This is a genomic window from Phaeobacter gallaeciensis DSM 26640 (assembly GCF_000511385.1).
GTDB lineage: Bacteria > Pseudomonadota > Alphaproteobacteria > Rhodobacterales > Rhodobacteraceae > Phaeobacter > Phaeobacter gallaeciensis.
Window position 1 is genome coordinate 460,648 of the sequence record NC_023137.1, and the last position, 16,047, is coordinate 476,694.

General features: G+C 59.1%; 15 protein-coding genes. 11 read left to right on the top strand and 4 right to left on the bottom strand.

The features are described 5' to 3' along the window. The first annotated feature begins 133 nt into the window (after nt 1-133). The 8 genes from GAL_RS02285 (at nt 134) to GAL_RS02320 (ending at nt 7,806) form a co-directional block, all read left to right on the top strand. Complete coding sequence (locus tag GAL_RS02285) at nt 134-1,216, top strand: hypothetical protein (protein ID WP_040104240.1); 1,083 nt, start codon at nt 134-136, stop codon at nt 1,214-1,216. Nucleotides 1,217-1,218: 2 nt separating this feature from the next. Next, nucleotides 1,219-1,404, top strand: a complete 186-nt coding sequence (locus GAL_RS02290) for a hypothetical protein (RefSeq protein WP_024095976.1) — start codon at nt 1,219-1,221, stop codon at nt 1,402-1,404. A gap of 82 nt (nt 1,405-1,486) precedes the next feature. Continuing rightward, nucleotides 1,487-2,608: a hypothetical protein gene (locus GAL_RS02295; protein ID WP_024095977.1), complete on the top strand. Its 1,122-nt coding sequence runs from the start codon at nt 1,487-1,489 to the stop codon at nt 2,606-2,608. A gap of 107 nt (nt 2,609-2,715) precedes the next feature. Beyond that, nucleotides 2,716-4,653, top strand: coding sequence for an AAA family ATPase (locus tag GAL_RS02300; RefSeq protein ID WP_024095978.1), 1,938 nt, complete (start codon nt 2,716-2,718; stop codon nt 4,651-4,653). Beyond that, complete coding sequence (locus GAL_RS02305; RefSeq protein WP_145957925.1) at nt 4,650-5,375, top strand: hypothetical protein; 726 nt, start codon at nt 4,650-4,652, stop codon at nt 5,373-5,375. The genes GAL_RS02300 and GAL_RS02305 overlap by 4 nt, the downstream gene beginning before the upstream one ends. A 121-nt stretch (nt 5,376-5,496) precedes the next feature. Continuing rightward, nucleotides 5,497-6,882 carry a DUF6638 family protein gene (locus tag GAL_RS02310; protein WP_024095980.1) on the top strand — a complete coding sequence of 462 codons (1,386 nt, stop codon included), beginning with the start codon at nt 5,497-5,499 and terminating at the stop codon, nt 6,880-6,882. Beyond that, a complete protein-coding gene (locus tag GAL_RS02315) occupies nt 6,882-7,148 on the top strand; it encodes a hypothetical protein (RefSeq protein WP_024095981.1) in 267 nt (88 codons plus the stop codon). The genes GAL_RS02310 and GAL_RS02315 overlap by 1 nt, the downstream gene beginning before the upstream one ends. Before the next feature lie 10 nt (nt 7,149-7,158). Continuing rightward, nucleotides 7,159-7,806, top strand: coding sequence for a DUF1523 family protein (locus GAL_RS02320; RefSeq protein ID WP_024095982.1), 648 nt, complete (start codon nt 7,159-7,161; stop codon nt 7,804-7,806). Between the two features lie 54 nt (nt 7,807-7,860). Here the strand turns inward: GAL_RS02320 and GAL_RS02325 are convergent, their stop codons facing one another. Continuing rightward, complete coding sequence (locus tag GAL_RS02325; protein WP_024095983.1) at nt 7,861-9,438, bottom strand: DUF5928 domain-containing protein; 1,578 nt, start codon at nt 9,436-9,438, stop codon at nt 7,861-7,863. Between the two features lie 141 nt (nt 9,439-9,579). On the opposite strand from GAL_RS02325, the gene GAL_RS02330 reads away from it, so the two are divergent. Continuing rightward, nucleotides 9,580-10,398: a sulfotransferase family protein gene (locus GAL_RS02330; protein ID WP_024095984.1), complete on the top strand. Its 819-nt coding sequence runs from the start codon at nt 9,580-9,582 to the stop codon at nt 10,396-10,398. Between the two features lie 128 nt (nt 10,399-10,526). On the opposite strand, the gene GAL_RS02335 is transcribed toward GAL_RS02330, so the two are convergent. The 3 genes from GAL_RS02335 to GAL_RS02345 form a co-directional block, all read right to left on the bottom strand. Next, a complete protein-coding gene (locus tag GAL_RS02335; RefSeq protein ID WP_024095985.1) occupies nt 10,527-10,994 on the bottom strand; it encodes an NUDIX hydrolase in 468 nt (155 codons plus the stop codon). A gap of 114 nt (nt 10,995-11,108) precedes the next feature. Further along, nucleotides 11,109-12,953, bottom strand: a complete 1,845-nt coding sequence (gene ilvD / locus GAL_RS02340; RefSeq protein WP_024095986.1) for a dihydroxy-acid dehydratase — start codon at nt 12,951-12,953, stop codon at nt 11,109-11,111. A gap of 120 nt (nt 12,954-13,073) precedes the next feature. Next, entirely contained in the window at nt 13,074-14,279 is a 1,206-nt protein-coding gene (locus tag GAL_RS02345; RefSeq protein ID WP_024095987.1) for a benzoate/H(+) symporter BenE family transporter, read from the bottom strand. Nucleotides 14,280-14,428: 149 nt separating this feature from the next. Between GAL_RS02345 and GAL_RS02350 the strand changes: the two genes are divergently transcribed. Together GAL_RS02350 and GAL_RS02355 are read left to right on the top strand one after the other, a co-directional pair. Next, nucleotides 14,429-14,983, top strand: coding sequence for a helix-turn-helix domain-containing protein (locus GAL_RS02350; RefSeq protein ID WP_024095988.1), 555 nt, complete (start codon nt 14,429-14,431; stop codon nt 14,981-14,983). 187 nt (nt 14,984-15,170) lie between these two features. Further along, entirely contained in the window at nt 15,171-16,034 is an 864-nt protein-coding gene (locus tag GAL_RS02355; RefSeq protein ID WP_024095989.1) for a DMT family transporter, read from the top strand. Nucleotides 16,035-16,047: the final 13 nt, after the last annotated feature.

Consider the following 16,047-nt stretch of genomic DNA (forward strand, 5'->3'; position numbering starts at 1 on the left):
CAAAACTGCTGGCAACGGATCTGCGCGGTACTGCGTTATGGCTGTAGCGATGGCAGGTTTTCTATACATGGGGGATGTAAATCATGTTCACATCTCCCATATGACACTTAAGACATTGCAGAAAGGGCACTTTATGAGCCAATCACAATTTGACGAGATGGTGCGGGCCTCACAAGCCAAGGTGAGCGAGTCGCAGCAGAAGATCACGGCGCTCACCTCGCGGATGGAAACCGCGCGGGCCAAGATTTCGGCCGGAGAAGACGCCAGCATCGACATTGAGAACGCAACACTGGATGACGTGCACGCCCATACCGAGGTGATGAACGCCAATATCGCCGAGTTGATCATGGGTCTGGATGATGTGACCACGGCCTTCTCCAAGGATTTCGACGAGATGCGGTCGAAAACTGGCTGGGAGAGCTTTGTCGGTTTCTTTTCTAAGGGGAAATCGGATTCCCTGCGTCAGGAACGGATGCGTACCGCCAATATCGACGACAAACTGCAGGACCTGATCGCCAAATCGGATGTGATTGTGAAGTTGCTGGAGGGCCAGCTGGCCACGCTGGAAGATCAGCGCGAGAAGGTGCAGGTCAACCTTACGTCCACGCTGGACGACCGTGAGTTGACCGTGCAGGAGCTGGAGGCCGTCCGCGCCGAGATTGTGGCTTTGGATCCGCAGATCATTGAGCTGGAGAACAAGATTTCAGTCGAGCAGGACGCTGCCGCCCGCACCAAGCTGGAAACCGAACTGGCCGACATCAATGCCAAATACAACGCCTTGGTGCAGGATGAGCAGGTCAAACTTGCGAAATCCCAGACGCTGGAGCGCTATATCGAGAAGGGCAAGACCTGGGTCGATAGTTTGCAGAACCAGGCCGCCACGCAGATGGTGCTGATCAACAAGTTGCAGACGGATACGGCGCAGCGGGTGGTGCTCTATGATGCGCTGACCAAATCCCTGAAGACCGCGCAGCAGCAGGATGTGGCCCACAGAATTAACGAGATCGGCGTGCAGACTGACAAAGAAGCCCAGACCGCGATGGCCGCAATCGGCACCGCGACCAACCAGAAAATGGCTGACATGCTGGAAAGCCACGAGGACAATATGGTGTTCGCCCGCGACGTGCTGGAGAAGAAGGCCAAGGCCGACGAACGCTTTGCCCGCCGGTTCGCGGCAATTGTCGAGAAGCACGACAAGAACCTGTATGGAGGGTGAGCGTGGATTGGCTGGAGTTTCTAAATGTCCCTTGCCCGCCGAACTGGTTCTGGTGGAGCGTTCTGGCGGTCATTTTTGGAACTTTGGCTGTTCTCTACTTCGCCGTCGGAGGCCCTTTTGCAGGCTGGGTTGTGGCCGCAGTTGTTGGAATATTTGCAGCCTTCGCCTGGGATCTTTTCAAGGCGTAGAGTGAATAGTTTTAAGCTCAGTAAGAACTAGGATTGAGATGCACAAAGAACGCAACGGAGGATCGCGCCCCGGAGGTTTGGCATGACCGATCCCTCCCACGACCACGCAGGCCTCAGCGACACCTTCGCCTCGCGCCGGTATTTCAAGAAGTTCGAGACCATCATCCGGCATCTGACCCGGGTGGCGGCGGCGATGCAGGCGGAGGGGCGGCTGTCGAAATCCGATGTGAAGGTGCTGACCGCTTACCTTATGCGGCTCAACTTCACCTTCCGCGCGTTGAGCATGAAGTACCTGATGGCGGGGCGTGATACGGGCCGCTTTTTTGGCAGCCTGGCGATGGACAAGCGTGATAGCGGTTTTCCGATCGCAGCAGAGCTGATGACCATGGCCAATGACGCCCAGCAGGCGGAGCGGCATCTGGCCAATATGGCCAGTGAGGCGCAGCTGAAGGACGATATGGTGCGGACGATCATCTCGGACCGCACGACACCGTCGAAGCTGCAATTCGCCATGTCGCAGCGGCTCTATTATCAGGAACTGCTGAAGGGGCAGCTGTTCTGGACGCAGAACGATCCGGTCTGCGACTGGCTGGAGAACATCGGCGAGCGGCGGCGCCGCTTCCTGCTGCACTGGGCGGCTTATGATAGCCAAGTGAACCTGCCGGTGATCTACCTGATGGAGCTGGAGGACAGCGGTAAAGTGGCCTTGCCCAAGGACGAACGCCGCTGGCCGGAGGTTCAGGCGCATCTGATGGCGCAGGCCTTGGCCGGGCTGAAGCTGGTCACAATTGCCAAGGGGTTTGACGAGGATTTCGACGATCTCCACCCCAAGCACCTGCGCCGTTTCCACGTCGGCCCGATGTATTCCTCCGCCTATACCGAACAATCGGGGCCGCTGCACCGGGTGCTGGAGGAGGCAGAGGCACCAGCGGGCCAGGACTGGGCCTTGGCCTGGACGCTGGAAGAGCTGCAGAGCGAAGACGTGCGCGAGGAGCGTTCGGGCTGGTTTGGCACTGTAGAGCGGGAGATCTTTGCGCTGGATCCCTTTGGCGGGCGCGGTGCGGATACCGGCGCAACCCGGACCCAGCGCGCCATCATCCTGCCGCAGCGCCCGTTTCAGGTGTTGGCGGAACTCGACCCGCCGGGGTTCGGCGATGTGCAGAAGTTCGTGGTGAGCGAGGCCGGGCAGGTGCTGCGGTATTGAGCGCCTGCGTTTGTTGAAGCCGGGGGAGCCTCCGGCGGGGATATTTTTAGCCAGAAGATGAGCGGGCCGGATTTTTCTCCGGCGATGATAAGAATTGAGAGGGTGAGATGAGCATTTCAGGCAATCAGATGGAACTGCGGGAAGAGGATATCCGCAAGCATTACTCCGCTGCGGCAGCGATGCTGGAAGGATTCGACCACACCCCGCGCATCGCCAAGCCTGCGGTAGAGGGTAAGGCGCCGGAGCGGTCGCCCGGGATTGGTACGCGGCGGCGTTTCCGCTCCACCACGCCGGGGCTTGTAACGCGCTCCTCTGCGCGCCCCGAAGGCGTGCATCTGATTTCCCGGATTGAGGCGGCGGATGAGGATGACCCGCTGACCTCGCCCTTGCAGGCGACCTTGCAGCACACCTTGCGTCGGGCGCTGGCAATCTCATTGGCGATGGGGGAGGCTTATGCGGATGTCTCTGGCCTTGCGGATCTGAAACGGGCCAATCTGGCCGGGTCGCTGGATGCGGCGCGCAAGGGGGAATTCACCGAATTGCTGGCCGCCGAGGCGTTGATTGCGGCGCATGTGTTTGCCAATGCCGCGGCCTATCTACTGGCGCCGCATGGGTCCGAGGCGCAGGCTGAGGTGGGCGAGGCGGAGGAGCTGCTCACAGACAATGCGCCGCTGGCCTTGCACGGGGCGCTGTGGGAGCTGGACCAGAAGCTGGCGCAGCACGCGCCGGACGACGTACATCTGATTGCCGCCACGGCGGGGTATGCCGAGCAACTGATGGAGAAAGCCGCCCTGCGGGCGCAGAACGCGCCACGTCTGGAAGGGTTCACCGCCGCAGACTGGCGGGTGGAGGCGGATGATCTGACCATCAGCGGCTTTGAACCCGCGGCCAAGGCGAAATCCACAACCCTCACTATGGCGTTCAAAAAACCGCATGAGGTGGTCGGCAACCATATCGCCAAGTATCAGGCTCTGCGGCTCTCCAAGATGCTGATGGCCTATGATTTTGACCGCCGCCTGAACCCCTTTGCCGAGATGGGCGGCTTCATCTTTACCTTCATGGGCGACGGCAAGCCGGGGACGGGTAAGACCACGCTCATTCAGATGATGGCGGGGCTGATCAACGACTATTGCCAGAATGCAGGCTATGCTTTCCGCTACCAGAATTTCGGCATCGACAATATCGACAGCTATCAGGGCAAGTCCGGCCAGAACGCCAAATCCTTTATCCAGAACGTGATTGATCCGGGCGTCATCGGTTTTGGCACCATCGACGACATCGATCAGATCGCAGGGAAACGCGGCGACCGGCAGTCCAGCGCGGGCCAGCAGGAGGTGACGGCGGTCTTCATGGAGGCCTTTGCCGGCGCCAATACCGTGGTGCGCGGCAATTGCACCTTTGGCATGTTCTCCAACTACCCGGAGAATGTGGACGACGCGCTGCGCCAGCGGGCGGGCGCGCGGTTCCTGGTGGACGGGCCGCAGACGCGGGAGGACTACATCGATATCCTGACCCTGCTGATGGGCAAAAACCACGAGATCCCGCTGGGCGATCATGACCTATATGGCGCGCAGGAGATCAAACAGGCGGTCGCGCGCTCCTTTGAGGCGCACAATCGCCCGCAGGAGCCGGGGCTGGCAGAGGTCTTTGGCCGCGTCCATGACCAGATCGGCGAACTGGACAGCCTTGCCAAGTTGGGCACCTATCTGAAGGCCATTCAACAGGCGGATGAACGCTTCACCGGGCGGGCCATCAAGAACATCACCGATGCGGTGAAGGTTCGGGCGATGGATTTCGAACTGCCGGATGACTGGATGGAAAACCCGGAGCTGTTCCTGTTCAAGGATTACGACACCAAATCCGCGATGATTGCAGAGCTGCGGGTGCCGATCACCATCGACATGGTGGTGCAGGAGATCAACCGCTACGCCGACAGCGAGTTCCGCTATGCCGATAAGTCGGATGAGGTGGCGATTGACAACATGGTGCGCGATTTCGGGCGGCAGGAAGAGGCCAAGCGGCGGTATCTGGAGGGGCGGGGGTGAGCGTATTGAATAGCGAACCTTACTGGGCAACAGGGCCGGGCGAAATTCTTCGCCATGGCGTTTCCTTGCTTGGGGAAGACAGGGATACCAACAGGCGCTTGGCAATGATTAGCATCGACAATTCAGTTGAGTTGATGATGCAGACATACCTTCAGCTTCCCAAAAGAGTAACGGGTGTCAGTATTTCGCGCACAGAGCGTGAGAATTACTGCAGAAACTTTCCTTCACTCTTGGATGGAATCGAGCAGCACGCTGCAGAGAAAATCGTTGGTTTCGATCTCGGGCATATCGAGTGGTTTCATCGCTTACGTAATCAGCTTTATCACGACGGTAATGGATTGACTGTCGAGCGCGCGAAAGTGGAGGTCTATGCGGAGCTAGCACAAAGGCTCTTTGAGGCCTTGTTCGGAGTTGCGCTTGAAGTGCCCGATACCGACAATATGCGGCGTTACGGGGAGTTCATTGATACTTGGGCGAAAATCGAGAGACATTTGAGGGATGTGCCAGAAACCGAGAGGCGCTTCCCTACAACAAGGACACTCATGAAGCTTCAAGCTGACGGAAAAATTTCGCAGTCCGAGTTTGCTAAGTTTGAAGAAGTGCGAAATGTGCGAAATAAATTGGTGCACGGTGAAATAGAGCCTGAAACTACTTTGAGTTCACGAATTATCGAGGCCGCAAAGGAAGTTCTGATCGTAGCTGCTCGGATTTCGATGCCATGAAACTAATGGTGTCTCCCGCGGCGAAGCCGCGACGCGCCCGACCCGCCCCCCAGGGCGGGCGCGTTCCGCACCCACCCTCGGGCCGGGCGCATCGCTTGTGCCATGGACACAGGAGGAAATCATGAAACGCCTCATCCAGAACGGTCTGATGTTCGGCAATCTCTTCCATGTGGCCTCGCCCGCATTGGTGGAGCGCTATAACCGCGCGCTGAAGCATTTGACGGGCAAGACCACGCGCCTCACCGATTTTCACGTTGATATCTCCGGCTACTCCCCTGAAGTGGGCGATGAGCTGGGGGATGACCACTATCTGAACCATGCGGGTGTGAACCGGCAGTTCATTCTCTTGAGCACCGAGCAGAAGCGCTGCCCGCTTCTGAATGTGAAATTCTCCACCAGCCGGGACATTCTGCGCCGGTTCATTGCCGCAAATGAAAGCCAGCTGTTTGCGCTGACCGCGACCGATGCGGTGGCGGGTGAATTGGTGAATTCGGTGTTTGAGGTCGCGACGCCCGCGCAGCTTTTTGATATCCGGCAGGTCAGGGTCGAGGCGGACACCACAAAGGGCACACTGCGGCAGGCTGATCAGCTTGCGGAACTGGTGGATCGGTTCAAGAGTGAGGAAGACGGCTGGTTTGACGATGCGCTCATCACTGAGATGATCGAGACGGCCGAAAAGACCGGCGATGTCACCCGCAACCCTGTGCGGCTGAAACATGAGGTGTTTGAGCAGCAGAATTTCTGGACCGCGCATTTCGGCGGGCTCTATGTGTTTCAGAATGTGGAGCACCCGGCGCTGATCGCCAGTGGGGAGAAACCCGAAGGCGTGCCGCTTGATCGCGTGTTTGATCGCACGCAGGACAATGCGATTGCGAAGTTTCTGGAGCTGAACGGGCTGGTAGAGCCGATTATCCGTGCGCGCGGTGTCGATGGCGCGGCCATCCTGCGCCAGAAGATGGGGTTTCTGGCCATCAGCGTGCTGGCGGACAAGGGGATGGACCTTTCGGGCCTGTCCCGTAGCGATCTGCGGCGCATGGCGGCCCGCCACGCCAGTGAGCTGCCGGAGGAATTCGAAGGCATGGCGGCGATGGTTCGCTGGGCCGAAAGCGGTGGCAAATGGCCCCGGATCAAATCGGATCACCCGGCCTATTTCTACTGCCTGCGCGCCACCAACACGCCGAACCGCGATCTGGTCAATATGCTGTTGGCAGAGCTGACGCCGCTGGATTTCCGCCAGCTGTTCATCTGCCACAAGGAAGTGTTTTATCAAGAATACCGCCGCTGGCCGGAGGCGAAGAAGGACCATGTCGTTTCCTTCCTCGCGCGTGAATACGCGATGGATAAGGCAGGCGCGCGGGCGGCGCTATTTGGCCATGAGCCGGACATGAGTGGTCGCAGCACCGCCGTGCAGCATCAACCAAAGCAGCGCCGAACAGACAGTCTGGTTGAACGGGTCGGCCCCTGGGGCGCTGTCAGCAGCAGATCTGGCAACAGGGGGCGCCGCTGATGTTTGCCTTTATCCGCCTGATGGCGATTTTGCTGGTGGTGCTGACCGTGATCTACGGCATTGTCTCGCTCTACTCGCGCGAGGTGCGGCGCGCCAAGCTGAAACGTCGTTGGGCCGAGAAGGGGTTGACCGGAGACCGTTCCGCCTTCATCCAGCGCGGGTTGCACCAATATGACAGATCGCTGCGCCGCAGATTGATCCTGTTGGTCTATGTCGTGCCGCTGGGGGCCATTGCGCTCCTGGTCTATGTCATGAATTTCATGTGAGGTCGCTGAGATGCGTTATATCAAATGGGTGTTCATTCTCACCATCTGGCTGCTGGCAGGGGCCTTTCTGCATTACACACTACCGCAGAATGATGTGGTGCGCGTGGTCAAGACTGAGGTGCGCCGGGTGGATTTCGGCGAAAACTCGATCTTCTGGGCGCAGCAGGACACAGCACAGGAAAGCGCGACCAGTGTGAACCGCGATGTGCGCTTCGTTGAGGCGTTCCTGCCCAATGGCCGCCCCATCGTCTACCGGAACGAGGATACCGGCTGGGGCTGGCCGCCCTATTTCAAGCTGGACAGCTCCAACCTGCAGGCCGAGCTGACCGATCTCGCCTCCACCAAGGCGGATCCGCAGTGGGTGCTGTTGCGTCACTACGGCTGGCGTAATGAGTTTCTGTCGATTTTCCCGAATGCGGTGGCGGTGAAGCCTGTGAGCGGGCCGGAGTATAGCCAGGTGAATTGGTTCAATATCATCTTCCTGACCATGTTAGCCGCTGTACTCTGGGCGCTTTATGTGCGCTGGCGTCGCTTCCGCCGCGCGCGGATCGACCCAATGGTCGAGAATGTCGAGGACAGCCTTTACGCTGCGGGTGATGCGCTGTCAGAGCGGCGTGGCCGGGTCCGGCGCTGGCTGGACAGCTGGAAACAGAAGTGACCAACCACGCCCGTATCATGACTCAAACTGGGGCGGCTTGGTTGTAAGGCTGCCCTAGTCTGAGAAGAGATGCTCGGTCCGCGCGAGTGTCAGAGCGGCCTCATGATCCAACGCCAGAAACGGCATCAGCTGTTCGGCGATCTGCTCATCACTGTCGCTTTCGCGGATCAGGCTGTGGTGACTAAACCCGACATCGCGGATACGGTCGGATTCGTGCTGGATGTCATTGCGGATGGTCGGCAGCAGCCGTTCCAAGGCCGTGGCAGAGGTCTGCTGCCCCGCCAGCCCGATGCGCTCAGCATGGCCCGTCAGATACTCGTCGCTGAGATTGCATTCTATCTGCAGGATACGTGTGACGGCCCGATCAGCGCAGAAATCCTGCATCAACTCCAGCGCTGACGGATCAAGGCAGATCACCAGGCGGTCAGTCTCGTAGTAATCAAACAACATTCGTACCAGCGCGCGACGGTGGCGGGTGCGCTTCCAGAGCGTTGCCTCGATACCGCCAAGGTCGGGCATATCGGTGCCTTCCTCGTCAAAGAGATAGGCCAGTGCTGGGACGTTGCTTACCTCGCGCAGCCGGTCAATCAGCCGTTTGGCAACATGCCATTTCTTGCAACTGATGATCAGCAGTTCGCGGTTGCGCCCCAATGTGCTTTCGGTTTCCCAAAAACGGGGGGCAAAGCGCAGCCCGTGGCGTCCGCGTTTGGTCAGGAAGCCATAAAGGTTGCGCCCCTCATTGGAGATCTGAAATTCAACACCCTGCTCGGCATACAGCGCGCCAAGACGGGATTTCAGTTCCTGCGCCTCGGGGCTGATCTTGCGGGCGAAGAGGAAATCCTGCCCCATCAGCATATCGTAGTGATCATTGTAGAACTGCACCGGCATCCCGTAGTCCGAGAACATCAGTAATGTCAGCGTGCGGCTCTCGATCTCCTTCGTGGGGACCAGGTGACGCACCAGGGTCTGAAAGAAGGTTTCATCCGGGATCCAGGTGGTGCGAAAGAACCGCAGGACATCGCGCCGTTCACTCAGTAAGGACAGGATCCACTCGACGGTGCGGCGACGCAGGCACCACCATTGGCTGCCGATTTGAACCTGCACGTCTTCAGGCAGGGCGCGTGTCAGGCCGAGGCGTTTCTGCAGGCGGTGGCTCAGATCGAAGAGGCGTTTGTTTTTGCGTTCGTTGAAGACATGGCGATAGATAAGCCGGTCTTCTTTCATGCCGGTCTTGATCCAGTTGCTTTCAAAGAAGTCAAAACTCTCGATATAGTCACAATCCCGGCTATCCAGCAGCTGATGGGCATATTCCGCGGTTTTGATCGCCATGCAGTCGCCCGAGACCATGTAGAAATGTGTCGCGCGCCGGAAGGTGGCCACTGCGCTTTCCAGCGCATAGAGCGTTGCCTGAACCAGCGACCACTCTCCCCAGCCGCATTTGACCCGCTTGCGGGCAAAGCAGATGTTGGGATTGTCTTTCAGAGCCGTGCGGATTTGCTGATAATCACTGGCCGGAGAGCGCCCATCGAAATGGATCGCCATATAGTCACCGGCTGCGGTTAGTCGCTCCGCCTGCTGAATAATCGCCTCTGGGTCCTTATGGCACAGCAGAACATATGCGATTTTTGCCATGACAGCGCCCCGGTGTCGTATTTTGATTGATTGTTTCCTTGATACTGACGAATTCTCACTGAATAAACCGCATTATTTCGCTTTTAACGACTAGAGTAGTACGAGGCGCCAATTGCGGCGCATGGGGACGGGGAGAGGCAGATGGGATTTCCAGGTACCTGGATGACGGAGAGCGAAAGCGTGGTCTATCGCGTGGTGCCCAAATGTGCTTGCTCTACCATCGGCCAGATCATGTATTACTCCGACCACGGGCAGTTCTTTGACGGTGATATTCACGATGCCAAGGGCGGTCTGCACAAATGGGCGCTGCCTGACAGCCAGCCGCTGATCACCAGCAATGTGCAGGCGCAAAATTCCTACGCATTCACCTGCGTGCGCAATCCTTACACCCGTGTGCTGAGTTCCTTTTTCGACAAGATTTGCGGCATCCAGCGCAATGGCAAACGCTATCGGGGCAATCTGGTGCCGCGACTCACCTATGACTATGGGATTGACGTGGGCGGCGATGACGGCAAAGAGCCGTTCGATCAGATCAAGAGCTTCCGCCGTTTCCTGCTGTTTGTCCGAGACACGGTGAAATTTCGCCGTCCTATGGAGCCGGATATCCACTGGTCGGCCACATCGGGCCATGTCTCGACGTTCATTTGCAATGGTGGCCGGTACGACAAGGTGATCTGGACCGAAGCCTTCAACGAGGGCATGCAGGATGTGCTGGACGCGATCGAGACTCCGCATCAGGTGGATCTGACCCAGATCCCGCGCTTTAACGAAAGCGAAGGCCACGGCCCCAAACGCGCCCATCCCGTCGAAGACTATTTCGACGATCTGTCGATGCATCTGGTCTATGAAATCTACAAACGGGATTTCGAAGTGTTCAAATATGACTTTGAAAACCCCGCCAACAAGATGCCCGTGGGTGAAATCGACCTGGATGAGGTGCACGCCAAATTGGGTGAGTGACCCCAAGCCGCGCGATGCTCCCGCCCCGGGGGGCGATCATTTCATGATCTGACCCGGTTGGGCCGGGCGCCGCTGCCGCGGCGCGCCTCCGGCGGGAGTATTTTGGGAAAGGTGATGGGGTTCGTGCCTTATGCGCAGGTCTGGGCACCCAGATCTTGCAGATGCGCTTTTAATCCGGTTGGAAACAGCTCAGTCCCGTCGGCCTCCAGCGTATCAGGGTGAAACCATCTGGCGATACATTTCAGACCGTTGTCTTCGAAAAACTCAATCGTATCGCTCGCCAGATGCGGGGCCTCTGGCCAAGTGACCTGCGCGGCGAAGATGATCTCATGACCGGTCTGCCCTTCGTGCTGATAGATGTTCTCCAGCACGACGGGCGCGCCGATGATGGTGATCCCTACACCGAGCTCCTCCTGAAATTCCCGTTGCAGCGCCTGTTGCCAGGTTTCGCCAAATTCAACCGTGCCCCCCAGAGGGCGGACGCCTTTGGTTCGGCCGCTGTCATCGGGGACCTCCGCTGCGAGAAGATGGCCTTTGCGCCAGGGTAGACCAATGGTTTTCACGCGAATGGATTGAGCGGGGCGCCAAATGGTCATGTCGGATCTCCAGCGATGCTGCGGTGTGTCGAATAGGGTCCGTTTCCTATGATAGAAAAAGCCCCGACATCCAAGATGCCGGGGCTTTAAATGCGGATTACCTGACAGCGTCGATTATTCGTCGTCGGGCAGGGCGCGCACGGCACCTTTGGCCGCCGATGTGGCCAGCAGCGCATAGGCCTTCAGTGCAGTGGAGACCTTGCGCTTGCGCGGCTTGACCGGTTTCCAGCCTGCGGCGTCCTGGGCGGCGCGGCGCGTGGCGAGCTCCTCGTCCGAGACCGCCAGATGGATCGAGCGGTTGGGGATGTCGATTTCGATGGTGTCGCCCTGTTGAACCAGCCCGATGGTACCGCCTTCTGCCGCCTCGGGTGAGACATGGCCAATGGAGAGGCCCGAGGTGCCGCCGGAGAAACGGCCATCGGTCAGAAGCGCGCAGGCTTTGCCCAGCCCTTTCGATTTCAGGTAGGAGGTCGGGTAGAGCATTTCTTGCATGCCCGGCCCTCCGCGCGGACCCTCATAGCGGATCACCACCACGTCGCCTTCCTTGACCTTGCTGGTCAGGATGTCGTTCACCGCCTGGTCCTGGCTTTCACAGACATAGGCCGAGCCGGTGAACTTCAGGATGTTCTCATCCACACCGGCGGTTTTCACGATGCAGCCGTCGCGGGCGATATTGCCGAACAGCACCGCCAGACCACCATCCTGACTGAAGGCATGGTCTTTGGACCGGATCACGCCGCCCTCGCGGTCGCTGTCCAGCTCCTTGTAGCGGTTGGACTGCGAAAACGCTTCGGTTGTGCGCACGCCGCCAGGGGCCGCTTTGAATAGCTCTTCAGCTTCGGGGTTGTTGGCAACCTTGATGTCCCATTTGGCGATGGCTTCACCCATGGTGCTGGAATGCACGGTGCTACAGTCATTGTGCAGGAGGCCCGCGCGGCTCAGTTCACCTAGAATGGAGAAGATGCCACCGGCGCGATGGACGTCCTCCATATGCACATTCTCGATATTCGGTGCAACCTTGCACAGGCAGGGCACCTTGCGGCTGAGGCGGTCCATGTCGGTCATGGTGAAATCGACCTTGCCCTCATTGGCGATGGCCAACAGGTGCAGCACGGTATTGGTGGAGCCGCCCATGGCAATGTCGAGGCTCATGGCGTTCTCAAACGCATCAAAGGTGGCGATTTCACGCGGCAGCAGGCCCTTTTCCTCGCCCACATAGTGGCGCTTGGTGATGTCGACGATCTTGCGGCCTGCTTCCAAGAACAGATGCTTGCGGTCGGCATGGGTGGCGAGGGTTGAGCCATTGCCCGGCAACGCCAGACCCAGCGCCTCTGCCAGACAGTTCATCGAATTGGCTGTGAACATGCCGGAGCAGGATCCACAAGTCGGGCAGGCGTTTTCCTCAATATGCTGCACTTGCTCATCGGTCATCGTGTCGCTGGCGGCGGCAACCATGGCATCCACCAGATCAATCTTTTTCATGTCGAGATCGGCGATGTCGATCTTGCCTGCTTCCATCGGACCACCGGAGACGAAGATTGCGGGAATATTGAGGCGCATGGCGGCCATCAGCATCCCCGGAGTGATCTTGTCACAATTGGAGATGCAGACCATGGCATCGGCACAATGGGCGTTGACCATATATTCGACGCTGTCGGCGATCACCTCGCGCGAGGGCAGGGAGTAGAGCATACCGTCATGGCCCATGGCGATACCGTCATCCACCGCGATGGTGTTGAACTCCTTCGCCACCCCACCGGCCGCCTCAACTTCGCGCGCGACCATCTGGCCCAGATCCTTCAGGTGGACGTGGCCGGGCACGAACTGGGTGAAGGAGTTGACGATGGCGATGATCGGTTTTCCGAAATCATCGTCCTTCATGCCTGTGGCGCGCCACAGGCCGCGCGCGCCGGCCATGTTGCGGCCATGGGTGGAGGTTCTGGATCGGTACATTGGCATCTGGCTGGTTCCCTTGTCTTTGCCCCTCAGGGACACGATTTGCGCAACAAAGGCAACATGTCGGGGCGGTCTGCGGTAATTATCTGGTGGTTTCTTCGCAATTTTGCAGGCTTTGGCGGATTATGATCGGGCCGGATCTGCAGCGGTGTCCGCTGTTGCCGTGTTTGGTGGCGGAGGGGTGATTACCTGATTCACGGCAATACCAACCACGAGTGCCCAGAACGCAGCACCAATTCCGAAGAAACTGACGCCGGATACGGTGACCATGAAGGTGATCAGTGCAGCGTCGCGACCCTGTGCGTCTCCTAACGCAGCTGAGAGGCTGTTGCCGATGGTCGACAGCAGAGCGAGGCCCGCCACCGTGGCGACCAGCGCTTTGGGGGCAATCAGGAACAGGCTGATAACCGTGGCACCGCCAAGCCCGACGAGGATATAGAACACACCCGTCATCACCCCGGCCATATAGCGGGTTTTGGGGTTCTCATCTGCCTCTGGCCCGCAGCCAATGGCGGCGGTGATAGCTGCGAGGTTGAAGGCAAATCCACCAAAAGGCGCCAGAACAAACGAGGTAAGGCCCGTGACGACAAGACTGGCTGAAACCGGCGGCGTATAGCCCGCAGCCCTGAGGGTCACGATTCCGGGCATATTCTGCGATGACATGGTGACAATATAGAGAGGCAGTCCAACGCCGATCAGCACAGGCAGTGAGAAACTTGGTGTCATGAACACTGGCTGAGCGAGTGTCAGGTCCAATGAGGCCGTATTGGTGAGACTACCATTGCCAAGGCACCACAAGATGCCCACCGTCAGAACCGCTGGGATCGTATAGCGCGCAAACAGCCGCCGCCCGGCTACAAAAGTGACCGCCATGGCGGCAACTAGAGCAGCGTCGGATTGAAACGCGCTGAAGGCGGCGATGCCAAAAGGAAACAGCAATCCGGCCAGCATGGCATTTGCCAGCGCATCGGGGATCAGCCGCGATAGCGCGGCAAACCAGCCGGTCACCCCGGTCAGGATCAGCAGGGCAGCGCAGAACAAAAACGCACCTATCGCATCGCTTAGAGGCACATCGGCAAGGCTCACGGCCAGTAACGCAGCACCCGGTGTGGACCAGGCGGTCAGGATCGGCATGCGATACATCAGCGACAGAACGAGGCTGCTCAGCCCCATGCCAAGCCCAAGCGCCAGCATCCAGCTGTTGGCCTGTGCCTGACTGGCGCCTGAAGCCTCAATGGCCTGAAAGATGATCGCGACGGACCCGGTGTAGCCCACCAGCACGGCAACCGCGCCTGCAACAATATGGGAGAGTTTCAAGGAATTGAGCATCCGGGTTTTCCTGAGATCGCGGATCCGCTAGAGATCGGAGGAGTGTACGTTATAGCGCACAGTACTGCTTGTGCGTTATAACGCACAAGTGTTTTTTGAGCAGCGGCTTGAAACGCCGTGTGACCGACAGAAAAGCGACGGGCAGCACAATGAGCGAAGAAGGCATCACTCTGAATTTGCGGGATATTCGTCAGGATGCAGGGCTCAGCCTGTCCAAAGCCGCTGAGGTCACGGGGGTCAGCAAGGCGATGCTGGGCCAGATCGAACGGGGCGAATCAAGTCCGACGATTGCGACGCTGTGGAAAATCGCCAAAGGGTTCCACCTGCCTCTGACAGCGCTGATTGGTGACGCCTCGCAGCCCGAAGGCAGCAGTGGCCGCAGCTTTCGCTCGGTGCAGTTTCCCGGCTCCATCGCGGTGAAAATGGTGTTTCCCTTCGATCCGGTGCTGGGGGCGGAGACGTTTCATGTCAGCCTGCGACCCGGCCAGTCGCATCAGTCGCAGCCCCATGATACCGGCGTCACTGAAGAGGTCTTTGTGCTGGAGGGCGCCATGGAGGTGCTGCGGGATGGCGGTTGGATGCCGTTGGAGACTGGCCAGGGGGTGCGGTTCGCGGCCGACCAGCCGCATGGCTACCGCAGCGGCGACAGTGGGGCGGCTTTCCTGAATATGCATCACTATCGTCGTGTAGGTCGCACTGACTAGGGTCCTGACCCTAGGCTGTTCTGGCGGATCAATTCGCCGCAGCTATGTGGCTTGTTCCGCAGTCGCGGCCTGCCTAATTCTTGCACTGTTACACAGCGCCGTTCCCGCCTTGGGGAGCGTGCGAATACCGATCTTTTATGACCCATCGCCGGGGTATTTTCCGGCTCACAGGAAAGCGATTTGATCCATGGATACACTGCGCGGCAGCCTCCTGATGGTGCTGGCCATGGCGGCCTTTGCGCTGGAAGACATGTTCATCAAGTCCGCCGCCCGCAGCTTACCTGTAGGTCAAATTCTGATCCTGTTCGGCGCCGGCGGGATGGTGATTTTTGCGATCCTGGCGCGTGCGCAGGGGCATCGTTTGTGGACCCCGGTGTTTTACACGCGCGCGCTTTTGGTGCGCTCGGTTGCAGAGGTCGCGGGGCGGCTCTGCTTTACGCTGGCCATTGCGTTTACGCCTCTATCGTCGGCTTCGGCCATCCTTCAGGCCACGCCTCTGGTGGTGTCTGCCGGGGCGGTGGTGTTTTTCAACGAAAAGGTTGGTATCCGTCGCTGGCTGGCGATTGCGGCTGGGTTCATCGGGGTTCTGATGATCCTGCGCCCCGGAGCCAGCGGGTTTGAGCTGGCCTCACTCTTTGCGGTGGCGGGCACGCTGGGGTTTGCCGGGCGCGATCTGGCCACGCGGGCAGCGCCAGCGGGGCTGTCCAACGCCCATCTGGGGCTGGCGGGGTTTGCCATGCTGGTGGTGGCCGGGCTGATCGCGCTGCCCTTTGGGGCGCCGATGCAGGTGCCGGATGTAGAGACCACCATTGATTTGGTCGCCGCAACGCTGGTGGGGGTGGTGGCCTATCAGGCGCTGACCGGGGCGATGCGGGTTGGTGAAATTTCTGTCGTGGCGCCGTTCCGCTACACCCGGTTGATCTTTGCCATGGTGTTGGGGGTCGTGGTCTTCCATGAGCGTCCGGATATGTGGACCCTGATCGGCAGCGCCGTCATTGTGGTCAGCGGTGGCTTCACCCTGATGCGCAGCAATCGCCGTCAGGTAGCCTGAGGTCGGCCTCTCA